Origin of the sequence: Lonsdalea britannica, from assembly GCF_003515985.1 — a bacterium.
GTDB classification, from domain to species: domain Bacteria; phylum Pseudomonadota; class Gammaproteobacteria; order Enterobacterales; family Enterobacteriaceae; genus Lonsdalea; species Lonsdalea britannica.
Genome location: NZ_CP023009.1, coordinates 2486804 through 2504182, shown reverse-complemented (window position 1 = coordinate 2504182; position 17379 = coordinate 2486804). Strand labels below are relative to the sequence as shown.

The window sequence follows — 17379 nt, the reverse complement described above, 5'->3', positions numbered from 1 at the left end:
TAGCTTATTTTGATGCCACGCCAGGCTGCGTGGCCGACGGAACGGACGGAGAGAGACGAGGAACGACAGGCGCCGGAATATACTGGAACTTAAGGACCAGCGGGATCATCAGCAGCGCAACCAAACCGATAACGCGGTAGACATCCGCCACCGCCAGCACACTGCTCTGCCTGACGACCAACGCGATAAGCGAGTCAGGCGAGGGATGAAAACCTGCCCATTGCGCCGAAAGGTTGCCGGCCTGATCCCGTAACGACTCATAGTGAGTGCGGGTACGTATCAGATTCAGTTGATTGATAAGCGCCCCCGCCACAACCGTACTGATGACGCGCACAATATTAACCAGCCCCGCCAGATAGGGGCCTTCCATTGGCTGAACGACGCTGACGATAAGAAACAGCATGGCAACCATCGCCAGCGGTTGCCCGATGGCATGCAACAGTGTGATGACCAGGAACTGCGGCACCATCCACTCATCCGTCACCCCCGACGCCAGCCAGCATGCGGCGGCCATGCATGCCAGGCCGGCGGCAAAGACGTAGCGCGCGTCTACCCAGCGCTGGTACAGCATAACCGCTACACAGGACCCCAGAATCAGTTGCGGAAGACCAACCATCAATCCCAAAGAAGCCGTCTGCTCAAGGCGAAAACCGTGCAGTCCAGCCAGGGTATTGGCAGGTAAACCGACCCCGGAAAAGGTGACGACAAAAAAGCCCAACAACGTGATGAAGCCCAGCCAGATATTGCGCCGTTTCAATAAGTCCAGCCGGATGAATGGCGTAGGATGTAACCACTCGCAGATAAAGAACAACGCGGTAAAGCCGGCACCAACACTCAGTGCGGCCACAATCATCGGTGAGTGAAACCAGTCCAGACGCACGCCCTGATCGATGCCGAGAACCAACAACATCAGGCCGGGTACGGCAAACAGCATACCAAACCAGTCAGCCTGTTTTAGCCTCGCCAGCGCCATCGGCATTTCAGGAATCCCCCATGCGACCATCGCCATGGCTAACAGCCCCAGAGGAATGACATTCCAGTATGCCCATCGCCAGTTATCCAGTTGATCGACGGAGACGCTGGCAAGCCAGAGTGCGACATTGGGTGACAGTGTGGCCGTCATCGCGAACAATGCCAGGCCGTGCAGCCTGATCGGCGCAGGCAGGAAACGCAGCGCAGCCATCATCAGGATGGGCACCAGCGACCCCGAGCACAGACCATGCAGGACACGCAGCGCCAGCAGTAAGTGCAAATCGCGGATATAAGGCAACAGGGCGGCAAGCACCATTGCCGCCGCCAGCATCGTCAAATGGAAACGGCGCATTGAGAAGGTGATGGCGAACCACGCCGCAAATGGCATGGCGGCCAGTTCACCAGCCGAATAGGCGGTGGTAAGCCAGGAGATATCATCCTTTGCAAAACCCAGCCCTCCTTGTATATCAACCAGCACCAGAGAGGGAACCCGGCTGCTCAGACCGGCGACCATCGCGGCGAGAAGTATGCCTAACAGACCCACGGCCAGACGGGAATTAAAAACCGGTTGGGGCTGAGGGATGGACGGAGCGGAAGCGGGCATTGCCGTACTCATGATCGTATCCTGTCCTTCGCGGTTTCAGCCTGGAGATTTGCCGACCATCCACCGCCCAACGCACGATACAGCGAGACAACGGCCAGTGCTGAGGCGGTTGCGCAGTCGCTCAGGTCTGCCTGACTTGCCAGCAACGTGCGGCGGGCAATCAATACGGTAGTAAAATCAGCCGAACCCTCCTGATAAGAGCGTTGGGCTACGGAGAGTGCCACCTGGTTGTTTTCGACGGCAGTCTGAAGCAGTTCATGCCGTTTGCCTTCACTGGCATAAGCGCCCAGCGCGTTGTCCACTTCGTGCCATGCGCGCAGCACGGTTTGCTGATAGTAAACAGCCGCCAGAGACATACGCGTTTCACTTAACTCCAGCTGTCGGCGTAAGCGCCCGCCTTCGAAAATGGGCAAATAGAGCGTAGGGCCAACCGAAAACTGGCGGGAATCCCAACTGCCGAGATCCGTTAAATTGAAACCCTGCACGCCCAGCGATCCGGTCAGGCTGATGCGTGGATAGAAATCGGCCTCTGCCGCGCCGATGTCCGCCACTGCGGCATGCAGCTTTGCTTCCGCCTGCAATATATCGGGTCGGTTCCGGGCCAGGTCGGAGGGTACGCCAATCGGCAACTGCGCAGGCATAGACGGCAGCGCGGCGCTCGTCAAACGCGCATCAAGCTCTCGCGGCGCCCTGCCCAGCAACAGCGCAAGCGCGTTCATCAACGTAGCTCGCTGATGGTCCAGGTCCGTTAGTCTCGCCTCCAGGGCTGCGGCATCCGCCCGTGCCGATGCGGCATCGAAACGGTTAGCCACCCCATTACGTTCCCGGCTTTCGGCCATGCGCACCAAATCGCGGGCAATGCGCTGGTTCGCGTCCACCAGCGACACCTGCGCCTGTATACCCCTTAGCAGAATATAGGTCCGTGCCACCTCTGCAGTAACGGAAACCTCAGCCGCGTCTCTGCCGTAGTAGGCTGCCTGCAGGTTGGCCTGCGCAGATTCGCCGCGACGGCGCAGATGCCCCCATAAATCCAGTTCCCACGCGGCTTCCATCCCTAACGACCAGGTATCATAGCTGCTGGTCGGCGCGCCGAGCCGATGGGTGGGCGAGTTCTCGCTGATGGCGGAACTGGCGTATCCGCTACGGGCGGAAAGACTGGGGCGGCGGGAAGCATCAACCAGCCCTGACTGCACGCGGCTTTCGTCAATACGCAGAGCCGCTGTCCGCAAATCCAGGTTGGCACCCACTTCAGACTCTAGTTGTATCAATGTGGCGTCGTTAAACAACGTCCACCAGCGATCAGGCGCCCGGGAACCGATCAGTGCGGGATGCCCGGCGACCATAGCCTCACGCGCCTTCAGCGCTGCGACTTTCGAGCCGGTGTCGGGCACCTCTGCCGACGGGGGAGTAACGCATCCTGCCAGTAACAGAGCAATCAGAGCAGGTGCGCCTTGATACAGCGATGTGTATCGAACAAGACGGTTCATTCAATTCCTCAAACTGAGAACGGCACTCGCGTTCTCTTCATTAAAGCAACAAAAATAAAGGGGATATTGCGATTGTATTCAGGACTGGAAACTGATCGGTATCTTACGGAATAAATCAAATATCGTCAATTTCTTAATATCGTTGTAAGAAATGAGTTTTACCTCAGAATACCGGTAGGTATACTTGCTGACTATAATGGCCTTCAACACAGGAGCGCTCTGTGCCTAAAAGTATTCATCCCTATCATGACAAGGCATCCATCGTCTTAAATGCAGCGGCTTCGGTATTCCTGACGCATGGATTTAGCGCCGCGACGACGGATATGATTCAGCGTGAAGCCGGCGTCTCCAAAAAGACGCTGTATGCCTGCTTTCCCAGTAAAGAGGCCATGTTTATGGCGGTGATTGAGCGGCAGTGCGCATTAATGGCCTCGACGGTCAGCGCGATCCAGCCCGCTCCCGGAAACCTTGCCAAAACGTTGACGGACATCGGCCGGGCTTATCTGGATATCGTGTTATCCGAGACAGGTGTCGCGCTATTCAGAGTGGTCGTCGCCGAATCTCCCCGCTTTCCGATGGCCGGCAGGCATTTCTACCTGTCAGGCCCCAAAGTCGTTACCGCGATGGTGGCGGAACAGCTAAGTGCGGCGTCACAGGCCGGCGATATCAATGTCCATGATATCGGTGCAGAGACCGCCGCCGCCCTTTTCATTGGCATGGTGCGCAGCGAAGGACAACTGGATTGTTTGTTACATCCAGGAACGCGGGCCTCTCCTGGCCAACTTGACAGATGGGTAAAGCTGGCCGTCGACACCTTCATCGGGCGATTTGCTGTTGTGCCCCCAGAAGATCACAAGCCATCGTAGAATAGAAGCGTGTGACATACAGGTAAGCCCTACGCAACGCCTGCGGCCACCTGGGGCGACATGACGCCGTTGCGCGATCACAAGCATCTCTCCAATCAGTTTGATGTCACTCGCATTAATCGGTGGTTACGCCGGTCGTATTAATAGGAATGGGGATTTTTATTTAGCTAGTCTATTCGCTAGTGACTGGCAAAGGCGATCCCAGCCGATTGATCCATATAACGTTTTGTCAGCAACGGTGTAGAGGGCCACGTCAATGCCGAATCGGCCTCTGCCACTCAGCAATTGTGCTCCGATGACGAGTAAAAACTTTTAGCGAGTACCCGAGCGGATCGTCAACTCAGTCGGTAGAGCTATTAACTCTTAATCAATAGGTCTTTAGGTGACTCAGCGTTATTAAATCGAGAGCAAGGGGATAATGACGATATCGTTAACTCTGTCTGATAAAAATTTATATTTTATTAGCCCCGACTCTCCCTACTATTGGCGCCATCAAAAAAATGCTACCCAACATCAATGCCATTAACACATACACGGCAGAGAAGCCGATATATTCCGCAAGGTACCCGATCGGCGCCGGAGCCATCAACGTCCCTAAATAGCCAATCGTCGTCGCGATGCTCATTCCCGTACTGGCGAGAACTCCCGGTTGATTCCCTGCTGCAGAAAATGCGATCGGTACAATATTGGCGATACCTATTCCCGCGAGTGCGAAGCCGAAAATTGCCATCCAAGGTGTGATCGCCAATGCAGCGATTAGAACGCCCACGGCCGCCAAAATACTCGATGCGCGTATGATCCAGACTGCGCCATAGCGGTCACGAATATGATCCCCTATTAAGCGAAGCACTGACATGCCACATGCAAATAAGGCAAAGGCAAGACTGGCTATCTCAATATCGGCACGAAGATCTTTTATAAGATAGCGTGAAGACCAATCCACAACTGCACATTCTGGGATCATTCCAAAAAGGGCCATCACGCCAATAAAATAAATTTTGGCTGAACGAGGCAACCGCATGGGTTGTTTGATATTTTCTTTTGGTTCAGGCTTATCTTTCATGACAAAAGGCAATGTCATACTGACGAGTAAAATTGCTGCCACACTCATCAGTAAAATATGGCCTAAATATCCAAAATGCTTGACGGAATAGCCGCCAATAGAACCCGAGACAAACAGACCTATACTCCATGAACAATGCGAGAAGGATAATATTGCCTTAGAGAGTTTTTTTTCGACTGCCACGGCATTGGCATTCATGGCAACATTCATTGAGCCGATCATGGCCCCGAGAGTAAACAACGCAACGACTAATGAGGGTATATTTTTGACCAGTCCCAAAGGGATCAATGCGACAGAAGTCGCAATAGAAAATAGTTGGACAACGCGTTGCGAACCTATTTTCGCCATCAAAATACCCGACAGTGGCATCAGCAATAACGCGCCAAGACCGAATATCAAAATGAGATGACCGATTGTCTTGTCATCCACGCCAAAACGGGGAACAAGCTGTGTTATTTGTACGGCCCATCCCCCTTGTACAAAACCATTAACAAAAAAGAGTACAGCAATAGCCCATCGAGACTTTTGTGCCAGCTCCATCAGTTATATTCCTGTTCTGCTGGTAGCCCATGACGCTAGGAGGGTAAGCGTTCCATCAAAACCTGGTGATTGAAACAAAATGAAAGTATCGCGCTGTCTGTCGTGTTGCTTGATACTGTTACGTCTCGGAAATCGGGGATCATCACTTTGGCGCCTAATGGCAGTAAATCTTCATCACCCACCCCAACGCAAAAGGCACCGGCTGCGACAGCCGAAGTCACGCCGCTCTTTGCATCCTCGAAGACCACCGTTTTACTTGAAGGGATTCCCACCCGCTGCGCAGCCAGAAGATAAGGGTCAGGATAGGGTTTCCCCCGGGTCACGTCGTCTCTTTCAATAATGACCGAGATGTATTGCTCAGCATGAAGTAACGCGATGACACGATCAATCTTTTGTCGCCAGCCACTTGTGACGATACCTACAGAAATACCTGCTTCACCCAAAGAGGCGATAAGTTTTTCCACGCCAGGAATAGGATCGCAATCCGCCGTATTTTCGACATGAATGATATGTTCTTGAACCCGCTTTTGGTCGGATATCGGAAGATCGTTAAATAGCGTTTTGATGGTGTATGGCCCGGGATGTCCATGTATATGTTTTTGCATATCTTCGTCACTAATTCGACGGCCATACATCTGCGCAGCCTCACACCATGCCCTTTCAATAACCGTCCTGGAATCGATGAGCACACCGTCCATATCAAACAAGACCGCAGAAAAACTTTCCAGTGATGCATTCATGTTTTATCTCTCTCAGTTAATTTTTCTTTTTTAATTTTATTTGCGGCAACCACAACCTGACCCAGTGATATACCACCGTCGTTAGTCGGGACTAATTTATGGAAATAAGGTTTAAGGTCTTGAGACTCAAGAGAGTGAAGCGTATTGATTAAAATAAACTCATTACAAAAAACACCACCACTTAACACAATATTATTCACTCCATGCCGTTTGGTCATGCGTAAACAAACTTCACTAATAATATCTACGACGGTTGAATGAAAACGTCTACTCAGCTCGGCAGCATCGACGATACCCGCTCTGATTAGCTGAACCAGCTCTGTAATCATAGGGCGGAAATCGACCTCCAGCCTCCCCTCTTTATTTTCCTCTATGCCATAGTCGAGCGGTTTAACCATGTGGAAATCACGTAATAAAAGGGCTTCCATTTCAATGGCGGCCTGAGCCTCATATTCAACCTCAGTACAAATACCGATAAGAGCAGATATTCCATCAAAAAGGCGCCCCATGCTGGTCGTTTTAGTCGTATTAATATTTCTTGCCGCCATTTTGGTAAACACGTCCCGCCGTTGTTCGGGCAAGTCTCGAATAACGGGCAAATCCATAACGTTTTCTACTTTTTCACCGAATGTATCAACCAGTAATGCTATTGCCACCCGGAGAGGTTCCTTAACCGCTTTATCACCGCCAAGTAATAGCATTGGGCGTAAATGGGCGACGCGTTCGAACTCGTCAAAATCTCCAAATAAAAACTCGCCGCCCCAGATCGTCCCATCAGGGCCATACCCTGTGCCATCAAAAATCACACCCATCGTCTTCCCAGAAAGTCCATTCTCAGCCATGCACGATGCCATGTGAGCGTGGTGATGTTGGACTTGGACTACTTGAATATCTGATTGCCCGAGCGCATTTCGCGTGGAGCGAAAGGCCGGATGCATGTCACACGCTAAAACGTCGGCTTGTACCGCCAGCAACCCTTGCAAGTGTCTGGCGCAATCGCCATGTGATGTGAAAGTCGTCTCGTTTTTCAAGTCACCAATGTGCTGGCTGATGAAAACCTGTTTGCCTTTTCCAATGCTTACCGTCGTTTTCAACTCTGCGCCTAAGGCCACGACATTTCCGACTGAATAGGGCAAATGGATAGGATAAGGCGCATAGCCACGCGATCGGCGCAAAAAAGAGATCTCTGTCTCAGGTGAGTGTGCTCGTTTGATCACACGTACGACAGAGTCATCGACACGAGTACGAATATCCCGATTATTTAACACAAAATAATCGGCAATAGCGCCTAATTGTTCGATTGCCGTATGGTTATCAATGACAATCGGATGGCCGGAGAGATTGCCGCTGGTCATGACAACGACAGAAAGTCTGGGATCTTCAAGCAGCATATGCTGTAGAGGCGTCGAGGGAAGCATCACGCCCAGATTGGGATTTTTCGGCGCGACAGCTTCTGGCAACGTCTCGGATCGCTTAGGTAGCAATACAATAGGACGTGCTTCACTCTCAAGCAGTGCCTCATCTTCGGGACTCACCCATGTCCACCGCGCTGCACGGCTGCTATCGGCGACCATCACCGCGAATGGTTTTGCCCCCCGATGTTTGCGTCGGCGTAGTTCTTTAACCGCATCGGTATTGTTGGCATCCACGACTAAATGAAAGCCGCCAAGGCTTTTGATCGCGACAATAGCGCCCTCTACCAGTTTAGAGATAGTGAAACGTATTATGTCATCCGCTTCTTTTATTGTCTTACCGTGACAGTCTGTGAGCTGTAATTGTGGACCGCAGACAGGACAGGCATTGGGCTGTGCATGGTATCGACGATCTTCAATGTCATGGTATTCATGGTCACATTGAGAGCACATGACAAACGAGCGCATCGTACTTTGTATCCGATCGTACGGCATGCCTAAAATAATAGAGTAACGAGGACCACAATTGGTGCAGTTGATGAAAGCGTAACGGTAACGATGATTGCCTGGATCTCTCATCTCCCGTAAGCAGTCGTCACAGACGTTCGCATCTGGAGGAATAATCGTGTCCATATAGGCTAAATCTTGGCTTTTCCTAATATCAAAGCCTGAGTAACGGGGGGCCGGCGCATCCAATGCCACTTGCCGTAAAGTCGTAATACGTGCCAAAGGTGGTAGCTGTGACATGAGTTCGTTAATGATTTTAGCAATGATGTCGGAAGGGGCCTGCAGTTCCAGCAAAACGCCTTCAGAATCATTGAGCACCCAGCCGGTGGCCCCATAACGTCGCGCTAAGCGATGGACGAAGGGTCTGAAACCGACCCCCTGAACAATTCCGCAGACGCGATATCTGCAGGTATCGCCCTCTTCTGATGACTCAGCAAAGTCTGGGGAGTTCCGCACCATAAAGTTCCTCAATCATCGTCTGAGAGCCATCTGGTTCGACCTTAAACACCTCAGGCTGAGAACCCGCCCTAACTTCCCCAATCAGCGCTGCATTTCTACCCAAAGGATGATCATGAAGTCGCGCAAGCACCTCTTCAACGACATCCGGTTCAACAAACAGGCAGAGACAGCCTTCATTAGCCAGGTTGATGACATCCACGCCTAACATATCAGCTGCCATCGCTGTTTCCGGTAAGATCGGTAGTGCTTGTTGATCAAAAAAGATTGAGCATGACGCAGTCCGGGCATGTTCATGCAAGACCGCCGAAAGCCCCCCGCGAGTGACGTCTCGCATAGAGGCGATTTTCCCCGCCGGGATATCGCGTAAAACGCTTTCGATCATGTGATTGAGCGGCGCGCAATCACTCAAGACATGACGTTCAAACCCTAGACCTTCTCTAATGGATAAAAGGTGAATGGAATGATTCCCTATATAACCGCTGAGGATAATTTTCTGACCTGGCCTGACGTTTTGTACAGAGACTGGAGGTCGTTCCAACACCCCTACTCCTGCCGTATTGATGAAGAGCTGATCGGCCTCACCTTTACCAACAACCTTCGTGTCTCCGGCAACGATCTTCACGCCCGCCGCCCGCGCGGTGTCACGCACGGAGGCGATGATATGCAGTAAATCTGCCATCGGCATCCCCTCTTCAATGATGAGGCTAAGCGTGAGATACAGTGGACGGGCACCGCTTACCGCGAGGTCGTTAACGGTGCCGCACACGGCAATTTTACCAATATCGCCATTGCCAAATATAAGCGGAGTCACCACGAAAGAGTCGGTAGTCAACGCGATACAATGGGAAGGGAGTTCCAGTAACGCACTATCTTCCATTTTCCCGAGGTAAGTCTCCTCCAACGTGGCGGAAATACGTTCGACCAGTTCCCGGCTTAATTTTGCCCCCGTCCCATGGTCCAAAATCACGGTTTCTCCCGCAGGCGCGAACAAGTCCGGACCAAGCTCATTATCATAGTGAGAATCAGGTATGCTCATGCTGGTTTCCTTTCACCGCGTTCAGGCAGGTCGCCAATGCTGTTAAGCAGCGATAAGATTTCAACTGACGGTGCGACGGTGGCGCAATAGCCCGCAAGCCATTGCAGCGCTCGATCGGTATCCTCTGCGGAAGGCGCAAAAACGCAATCGTCGGGAACCCAAACATTGTAACCCCGGAAGAAAGCATCTGCGGCCGTCGTCTGAACACACACATGCGTCTGTAATCCAGTCACGACGACTGTTTTGACATCCAGCGCTTGCAGCGTTTTATCTAATTCTGTCTCGAAAAACCCACTATCTCGCCCTTTGATAACGATGACGTCCGATGGATGATGGATGGCATCAATGATGGTATTACCAGGTGTGCCGGCAATAGCCGGAATGCCTGCCGCGCGATTGCGATATCGGCGTTGGACTGCCGGATCATCGGGGTCATGGATCAGCTGTAAATGAATGATGGCGTGCCCCGCGCTTCTGACACCATCAAGAAACTCATTAAATTTGGTCAGTTTTTCCCTCAACTCCTGTTGATCTGTCGTTATTTTGTATGTGAACTCGTATTGAAGATCATTAGTGAGAACAGCGACGTTTGGCATAGTGAATCCTTACACATTGAAAAAACATGAAAAATCATTATGAATTCAAGTAGTGATAATTAAGCCTCGCTAGCACATCAGTATTGTCAGCAGTGAATGTATTGAATCTGTAATAACCCCTGCAAGCGCATTTAATGCATGTAAAAAATATAATTATTCATCTGTTTCATAACGATATTCTTAATTCGACATTCACATAACCGCCCAATTTGAAAACTAATGACAATCTGAGCTATGCGGGTATAGTTTGTATAATTCCGTTTTTTCCATATTAGATAAACAACTGGAATGGGTATGAATCTGAAGCTGCTACGAGCATTTGCTACTCTGGCTGAACTAGGAAGTTACCATGAGGCCGCAGAAGCCCTGTGCATGACCCAACCTGCATTAACTAAACAGATTCAGTCACTCGAAAATCTGACGGGGATGACGCTTTTTAATCGAGGTCGTCATGGTACAAAACTTACCCTGTGTGGCGCGATGCTCTATTCCAAGAGTCAAGAATTGTTGAAGCATTATGATGTTTTCACGGAATATACACGGCGCATACAGAGAGGGGCGGTGGGTGAATTAACGCTGGGATTTGGAATATCCTCGTTTCAAATAGCGCCAAGATGGGTCAATCTTTTTCGGGAACAATACCCCGATGTAGAAATATCGCTCAACGATATCCCATCAAACGTACAATGCCATAGGCTATTAGAGGGCACCCTTTCGGCTGGATTTACACGGTTACCCTGCACAGATCAACTTAAGTTTCAGGCAATTATGGAAGAAACTCTCGTCTTGGCCCTCCCTCAGGGGGTTCATGCCGATCCTGCAAACATCCAGCCAATACTCAATAAATACCCACTCTTACAAATCACGCCCCAACGTGGACGTGGTCTGGCAGAACAGGTAGAGCAATTCCTCAAAGAAAACGCTCTCACTGGTAAACCCGCGTCCGCAGCAGATGATATCCACACCTTATTAGCATTAGTCGCTGAGGGAAACGGCATTGCATTATTACCCGCAGGCGTGAGCCATTTTCTGCCTACCGGGGTTTCTCTTATTAAACCCATGGGTAAAAATATTATGTGGAATATTGGAATTGCGTGGAACCCTCATATTCAAGATATTCTGCGAGATAATTTTTTAAAAATGGTTATATCAAAAAAGTCATAACTCTCTTCGGCCGGACTCATGCCGCAACCGCACCCTGCCATCGCTCGTTTTACCCATGACCTGTACGCCTGTTATCTTACCCGTTCACGTATTACCAGCACCGATGTCACCGAACTACGCACCGCGGATTCAGCATCCGCCGATCGCGTTCAGCCATTTCGCACGGGCCAACGATATCAATATGATGCCTTTTATTGACGTCATGCTGGTGCTGTTGATTGTCTTTATGATGAGCCTGCCGGTGATAAACCATGCGGTAAAAGTCAATCTACCTAAAGCGAATGCCAGCGTAATGGATAAAGACCCACAGGCCATCGATATTTCGGTGCTCGCCGACGGCTGTGTCGCTCGGGATAAACAGCCCGTAGATGACACTACCTTAAAATCCCGGCTGGAAGAGACGGCAAAAACGTCCCTCGCTGCCCCACTTGCGTATATACGCCGACAAAGCCGCCGAATATGGCCGCGTCGCTTTTGTGATGATCAGTGCGCAAAGCGTTGGCCTGACAACGTCAGACTTTGTTGTTGATAAAACCGCGCAATAAACGAGATTTTCACGCTCCCAAAAAGCGCCGTCAGGATAAGGGGCGGCGCGACAGACCTTAGAACGCGGAAAACGCATTACCTCCCCGATCAATGCATTAGCGCCGATAACATGAATTTTTACGCTAAAAAAAATCAGGTCAGTTGATCTCTTTTCAGGATAGATACCATAATGAGTCCATAGGGAAGCTCAGCGCTTTCCTTTTATTTTTAGACAGTTAACGCTCATATCGATTAAGCAGACTTATCAGAAAAGTGCCGTTCTCGTCTTCAGGACTGCGGCCTGGAGATGTTTGTAACAATGAAACCTTCGTCCCCTGCACAGACGTCCATCCCCTCTCAGGAAGAGGGCATTCCCGGTTCACGGCGGATGTGGGCGATCCTGTCCGTCTCTCTGGCGGTGGTACTGAGCGTGCTTGATGGCACGTTAGCGAATGTCGCGCTCCCTACCATCGCACACTCATTGAATGCCAGCGCGCAGACCTCAGTGTGGGTCGTCAATGGCTATCAGCTCGCCATCATCGCCACGCTGCTGCCGATGGCCGCGCTGGGCGAATTCATAAGCTACCGAAAAGTGTTCAGCGCGGGCGTGGTAGTATTTACCTTGTCATCATTAGGCTGCGCGCTGGCCGACTCCATGTCCGGCCTGATCGCCGCGCGCATCATTCAGGGCGTAGGAGCGGCAGCCATCATGTGCTGTACGTCAGCGCTGTTGCGTCATACCTACCCGGCGAAAACGTTCGGCCGGGGGCTAGCGCGCAATGCGTTTGTCGTGACCGCGTCCTCTGCCGCCGGGCCTTCCATATGCGCTGCGGTGCTCTCCGTCGCCCCCTGGGAATGGCTGTTTGTAATTAACTTCCCCATCGGGGTGTTAGCGCTGATCTGCGCCCGCGCGCTGCCCATGACGCCGCGTCAACCGCGCAAGTTCGATCTGCAGGCCATCGTGCTCAATGCGTTGGGTATGAGCCTCGGCGTGATCGGTCTCAATGAGCTTAATGAGTCCCCCGCGCTGGCCTTAACGCTGATTCTATCCGCCGCGATATGTCTCTGGCGGTTGGTAAAACGCTGCCTCGGCGACGAGTCGCCCTTGCTTCCGCTCGATCTGTTCAAAATCCCGCGCTTTCGCTGGGCGATCGCCGCGTCGTTTTGCATGTTTGCGGCGCAAATGTGCGCGTTTGTCGCCCTGCCCTTTTATATGCAGCATTCGCTCGGTCGAACTATCGTGCAGACCGGTCTCCTGATGACAGCCTGGCCTGTCGGATCATCGCTGGCGAATCTCGGTTTGTCTTCGTTCGTTGACCGGGTTCAGGCGGGGAGTCTGTGCGCCATCGGCGCCGGCCTGCAGATTATCGGGCTGGTAATGATTATGGCGTTGCCGCACGGCACCACGGATATCTGGCTGCTTTGCGGGTTATTTTTAGCCGGTGTCGGGTTTGGTTTTTTCCAGTCGCCGAACAGCCGCGACATGCTTTCAGCTCCACCGCGCAGCCGCAGCGGAGCCGCGGGCGGGATGCAGGCAGCCGCCCGCGTGAATGGACAAGCATGGGGCGCCGCGTTGGCCGGGCTGTGCTTCTCTCTGTCCGCCGGCGAAGGCGCTTATCTTGCCCTCTCGGCATCGATGGGCTTCAGCCTGGTGGCATTGATACTGAATCTAAGACGGCGTCGGTTAGTCCACGCCCACTCGGTCGTGAATGAATAAACGTCGTGAGAGGCACCGCGTTCAACGGGCGTAAGTGATGGGATTAAACGTTGTCAACGCGAAGGGCGGAATGTGGGGCATAGGACGTCGGGGTAGATGATGTCTCCGCCGACATCGCAAGCGTGATGTCGGTGGAGTTTTGCAGGTCGCGCTCGGCGTTTACTTCACCAGCACGCTCTGAACCGCAGCCGCCAGTTCGTTGATTTCGAACTTCGCGACATAAGCGTCGGCGCCCACTTTGCGTACGTGATCTTCGTTGGCGCTCCCCGAGAGCGAGGAGTGGATGATCACCGGAATATGCTTCAGGTACGGGTCACCCTTGATATGACGCGTTAGCGTGAAACCGTCCATCTCCGGCATTTCCAGGTCGGTCAGCACGAACGCGATCTTATCGGAGATAGGCACGTTTTCTGCCTGCGCCTGTTTCGCCATCTGCTGGATTTTATTCCACGCTTCCTGACCCGTGACGTGCATTTGACCCGGGATCTGCATCAGTTCCAGCCCCTGCTCCAGCAGCGAACGCGCCACCTTGGAGTCTTCGGCGACAATCGCCACCGAACCGGGTTTGATCGGGAACGCTTTGTTTTCCATATCGTTGATATGAATATCGCGGTCAACCGGGATCATGTCGTGCAGGATCTGCTCGACGTCCAGCACCAGCGCCAGATTGTTACTCTCTTTATCGCTATCCAACCGTGCAATACTGGTGATGTAGCTGCTGCCGACGCCCGCCTCAGCGGTCAGCACCTGGCTCCAGTCCAGACGGACGATATCGTCAACGGACTCCACCGCAAACGCCTGGGTGCTGCGCGCGTACTCCGTCACCAGCAAAATATTCAGCCCGGTTTCCGGCTTACATCCCGCCACCGCAGGGAGATCGATCACGGGGATAACCTGTCCACGGATATTGACCATCCCCATCATCGGCGGCTTCATACCCACAGCTTTAGTCAACGACGGCATGGGAACAATTTCACGCAGCTTGAAGACATTGATGCCGAACAGCTCGGAATCGCCCCCCTGCAGCTCGGAGCCTCCCAATCTGAACAAGAGAAGTTCAAATTTGTTGGCGGATGTGAGGTTGGTCCTCTCATCGATATCTTTCTGAAAATTATCCATGCAGTCCTCAATAATACGAATACTTCATTAATGTCTGGCCGGCCGTCGTAACGAGTCAATAAGCGCGTTAATCAACGACATCCGCCCAAAGCCGTGTGCACTCAGTCATGTTATTCAACTTACTCTTGCCTGTTATCGGCTGTAGAAATGAAAACTATATGCTAACAATAGCCGTCTTTTTTATCCTTTAGACAATAAATTATTCTTCAGGGATAAATGCCCCTGCGACGGGGATTCCATCAGCGTGGAATGACGTCATTATCAATCACACCCATAGACATCACCTTAAGACACCTTTGCGGCCGTTTCTTAAAAAAAATTTATTAGTCTGTTAAATCCTTCTGGAATCAATCGGGTAGCGCGGCATGTCCCCATCCGCCAAGGGCTGAGGCCATGCTGGCGGCCGCTCCTGGTGAGAAACCGTCAAGGATAGTCGATTGAAAACAGGGGCATCCGCCAGAAAAAAATCAAAACACTGTTAGAATTGTTGAAGGAAGATGGTACTGCCCCTCCGGCTATATAGGGACAAAATAATATTACAGGGAATAATTTGTTAATAAGGATCCAGTTACCTCTTTTTACCTTTTTCAGTCTGGAGGTTTCTTATGTATTCGTTCGTTGCACGGCAACCCATTTTAGATCAGCGCTTACAACCCGTAGCTTATGAGCTTTTATTTCGCCAAGGTATTACCAACAAATTTCCTGACGTCAGCCCGGAATATGCCACCGCCCAGCTAATATCAGAACAATTTCTCACCACCCCATTGAATAAATTGACCAGTGATCACCCCAGCTATATTAATTTTCCCTATCAGCTGCTTATCGATGGTCAGGCGGAAATATTACCGGCGGACAAAGTCGTGATTGAAATACTCGAAAACTCCACGCCGGATGAAGAGCTGTTTTCGGCCGTTAAAAGGCTAAAGAGAAAAGGCTTCACGCTGGCGCTGGATGATTTCAGTATGGACCCCAGCTGGGATCGCTTTCTGCCCTACGTGGATATCCTCAAGTTCGACTTGCAGCAGTCAACCTTTGAAGAGATCGGACGCTATATCAGCACGCTGCGGCACAAGCACCTCAGCTATCTGGCTGAAAAAGTCGAGACCAACGAGCAGTTCCTGCGCGTCAAGGCGATGGGATTTACGCTGTTTCAGGGCTACTTCTTCAGCCACCCGCAGATGTTCAAAGCCAAACGGCTTTCCAACGATCATAAAAATGCCATTCAACTGCTCAAGGAAGCCAACGAGCGGGAGCTTAACTACGACCGAATTGAGCGCCTGATCAACAGCGACTTATCGCTGGCCTACAAACTGATGCGGTACTTCAACAATTTCCGCTACAAGGCCAACCTGTCAGCCATCACGACCTCCATGTCGTTTCGCAGTATCGCGATATTTCTTGGACAACGGGAATTACGGCGTTTTATTTCGTTGATCAGCATTACGATGGGGAGCAAGGATAAATCCTGCGAGCTTTATCGTATGAGTCTGATCCGGGGGAAATTCTGTGAGCTGTTGTCGATCCGTCTGCACGGCCGCGAAGATCCGTTCGAGGCCTTTTTGTGCGGCCTTTTTTCCATGCTGGACGCCATTCTGGATTCTCCGATGGACCTTTTGCTGGAGCAAATCCCCGTGTCATCGCATATCAAACGCGCACTGATGGACAACGCCGGGGAGTTAGCGCGCTATTTAAGCATCATTGCTTATTACGAGAAGCAGAACTGGGAGCAGGTGAACACCTACATGGAGATGTTGGACATTAATGAAGAGCAGATGCTGAACCTGATCGCCGAAGCCACCCTCTGGGCTGATGAATTGCTGGATTTATAATTGTTCTTCTCATATTGCCTATCCTGCCGATAGCCCCTCTTTCAATACACGCAGATTCCCTTATCCCTCGAGTTTTCAGCGAGCGAAATACCGCACGCCGCGTCTATACGGGTGACGGTTAAAACAGGCAGACGGAAATGCCTTCGGTAAAAGCGTTATCGGCACAGCCGACACGCTTTTACCGTTAACGCATACGCTGAATCACCTGCAACAGTTCCGCAATGGCATCCTCGCCGCCGTCAGTCAGCACCGCTTTGCGGACGCAGCCGTTGGCATGATCGGCCAGCATCTGGTTGGCGACGGCACTCAACGCAGAGCGCACGGCGGTAATCTGATTGAGAATATCCACGCAATATCGGTCTTGCTCCACCATCTGCGTGATACCGTTGACCTGCCCATTGATCCGTTTCAGACGGTTCAACAACGCTTTTTTGCGCGGCTGTACCACCTGCTTCGCGTCAGCCTCGCCCGCGCTGGCGTCAAGGCACGCGTCGCACTTAGCCGGCAACATCGAAACCCATCTCTTCAATGGCGTTGCGGAACGCGTCTGGGTTGGCGGTGTCGGTTTCCGCATACGCCACGTCAACCAGGCCACTCTCCAGCGTCACGTTAACCTGACTCACCCCTTCCAATGACTGCAAAGCCTGAGTCACTTTACTGACGCACCCGCCGCACACCATCCCCGAAACCGTTAATGCTGTATGAGACATCATCACACTCCTCTGTTCTGAACGTTTGTTTAA

The 17379-nt window shown here is 51.8% G+C and carries 15 protein-coding genes; 5 read left to right on the top strand and 10 right to left on the bottom strand.

Going from position 1 to position 17379, the window contains the following annotated elements:
* Nucleotides 1-4: 4 nt before the first annotated feature.
* Entirely contained in the window at nt 5-1588 is a 1584-nt protein-coding gene (locus CKQ53_RS11455; protein WP_118895003.1) for an MFS transporter, read from the bottom strand.
* Entirely contained in the window at nt 1585-3063 is a 1479-nt protein-coding gene (locus CKQ53_RS11450; RefSeq protein ID WP_118895001.1) for an efflux transporter outer membrane subunit, read from the bottom strand. The genes CKQ53_RS11455 and CKQ53_RS11450 overlap by 4 nt, the downstream gene beginning before the upstream one ends.
* 221 nt (nt 3064-3284) lie before the next feature.
* On the opposite strand from CKQ53_RS11450, the gene CKQ53_RS11445 reads away from it, so the two are divergent.
* Entirely contained in the window at nt 3285-3929 is a 645-nt protein-coding gene (locus CKQ53_RS11445) for a TetR/AcrR family transcriptional regulator (RefSeq protein ID WP_094118791.1), read from the top strand.
* 451 nt (nt 3930-4380) lie between these two features.
* On the opposite strand, the gene CKQ53_RS11440 is transcribed toward CKQ53_RS11445, so the two are convergent.
* Genes CKQ53_RS11440 through CKQ53_RS11420 form a run of 5 tightly spaced genes read right to left on the bottom strand, consistent with a single transcriptional unit; the run spans nt 4381 to nt 10282 of the window.
* Nucleotides 4381-5532, bottom strand: a complete 1152-nt coding sequence (locus tag CKQ53_RS11440) for an MFS transporter (RefSeq protein WP_085652417.1) — start codon at nt 5530-5532, stop codon at nt 4381-4383.
* A 35-nt stretch (nt 5533-5567) separates the two neighbouring features.
* Nucleotides 5568-6272, bottom strand: coding sequence for an HAD family hydrolase (locus tag CKQ53_RS11435; RefSeq protein ID WP_094118792.1), 705 nt, complete (start codon nt 6270-6272; stop codon nt 5568-5570).
* On the bottom strand, nt 6269-8650 hold the full coding sequence (gene hypF, locus CKQ53_RS11430; RefSeq protein WP_085652415.1) for a carbamoyltransferase HypF: 2382 nt from the start codon (nt 8648-8650) through the stop codon (nt 6269-6271). Before hypF ends, CKQ53_RS11435 begins: the two co-directional genes overlap by 4 nt.
* The gene (gene hypE / locus CKQ53_RS11425; protein ID WP_085652414.1) at nt 8622-9686 is read right to left on the bottom strand and encodes a hydrogenase expression/formation protein HypE; all 1065 of its coding nucleotides are present in this window, start codon (nt 9684-9686) and stop codon (nt 8622-8624) included. Before hypE ends, hypF begins: the two co-directional genes overlap by 29 nt.
* Nucleotides 9683-10282: a cysteine hydrolase family protein gene (locus CKQ53_RS11420; RefSeq protein ID WP_094118793.1), complete on the bottom strand. Its 600-nt coding sequence runs from the start codon at nt 10280-10282 to the stop codon at nt 9683-9685. The genes hypE and CKQ53_RS11420 overlap by 4 nt, the downstream gene beginning before the upstream one ends.
* A gap of 294 nt (nt 10283-10576) precedes the next feature.
* On the opposite strand from CKQ53_RS11420, the gene CKQ53_RS11415 reads away from it, so the two are divergent.
* The 3 genes from CKQ53_RS11415 (at nt 10577) to CKQ53_RS11405 (ending at nt 13688) form a co-directional block, all read left to right on the top strand.
* Complete coding sequence (locus CKQ53_RS11415; protein WP_085652413.1) at nt 10577-11446, top strand: LysR family transcriptional regulator; 870 nt, start codon at nt 10577-10579, stop codon at nt 11444-11446.
* A gap of 103 nt (nt 11447-11549) precedes the next feature.
* Nucleotides 11550-11975, top strand: coding sequence for an ExbD/TolR family protein (locus CKQ53_RS11410; RefSeq protein WP_244200942.1), 426 nt, complete (start codon nt 11550-11552; stop codon nt 11973-11975).
* Between the two features lie 315 nt (nt 11976-12290).
* Nucleotides 12291-13688: an MFS transporter gene (locus CKQ53_RS11405; RefSeq protein WP_162896352.1), complete on the top strand. Its 1398-nt coding sequence runs from the start codon at nt 12291-12293 to the stop codon at nt 13686-13688.
* Nucleotides 13689-13847: 159 nt separating this feature from the next.
* On the opposite strand, the gene CKQ53_RS11400 is transcribed toward CKQ53_RS11405, so the two are convergent.
* Nucleotides 13848-14807: a chemotaxis protein gene (locus tag CKQ53_RS11400; protein WP_094118795.1), complete on the bottom strand. Its 960-nt coding sequence runs from the start codon at nt 14805-14807 to the stop codon at nt 13848-13850.
* A 773-nt stretch (nt 14808-15580) separates the two neighbouring features.
* Here CKQ53_RS11400 and CKQ53_RS11395 point away from each other — a divergent pair.
* Nucleotides 15581-16636: an EAL and HDOD domain-containing protein gene (locus CKQ53_RS11395; protein ID WP_244200941.1), complete on the top strand. Its 1056-nt coding sequence runs from the start codon at nt 15581-15583 to the stop codon at nt 16634-16636.
* A gap of 184 nt (nt 16637-16820) precedes the next feature.
* On the opposite strand, the gene CKQ53_RS11390 is transcribed toward CKQ53_RS11395, so the two are convergent.
* On the bottom strand, nt 16821-17147 hold the full coding sequence (locus CKQ53_RS11390) for a metal-sensitive transcriptional regulator (protein WP_036153065.1): 327 nt from the start codon (nt 17145-17147) through the stop codon (nt 16821-16823).
* Entirely contained in the window at nt 17134-17349 is a 216-nt protein-coding gene (locus CKQ53_RS11385) for a heavy-metal-associated domain-containing protein (protein ID WP_100053536.1), read from the bottom strand. The genes CKQ53_RS11390 and CKQ53_RS11385 overlap by 14 nt, the downstream gene beginning before the upstream one ends.
* Between the last annotated feature and the right edge of the window lie 30 nt (nt 17350-17379).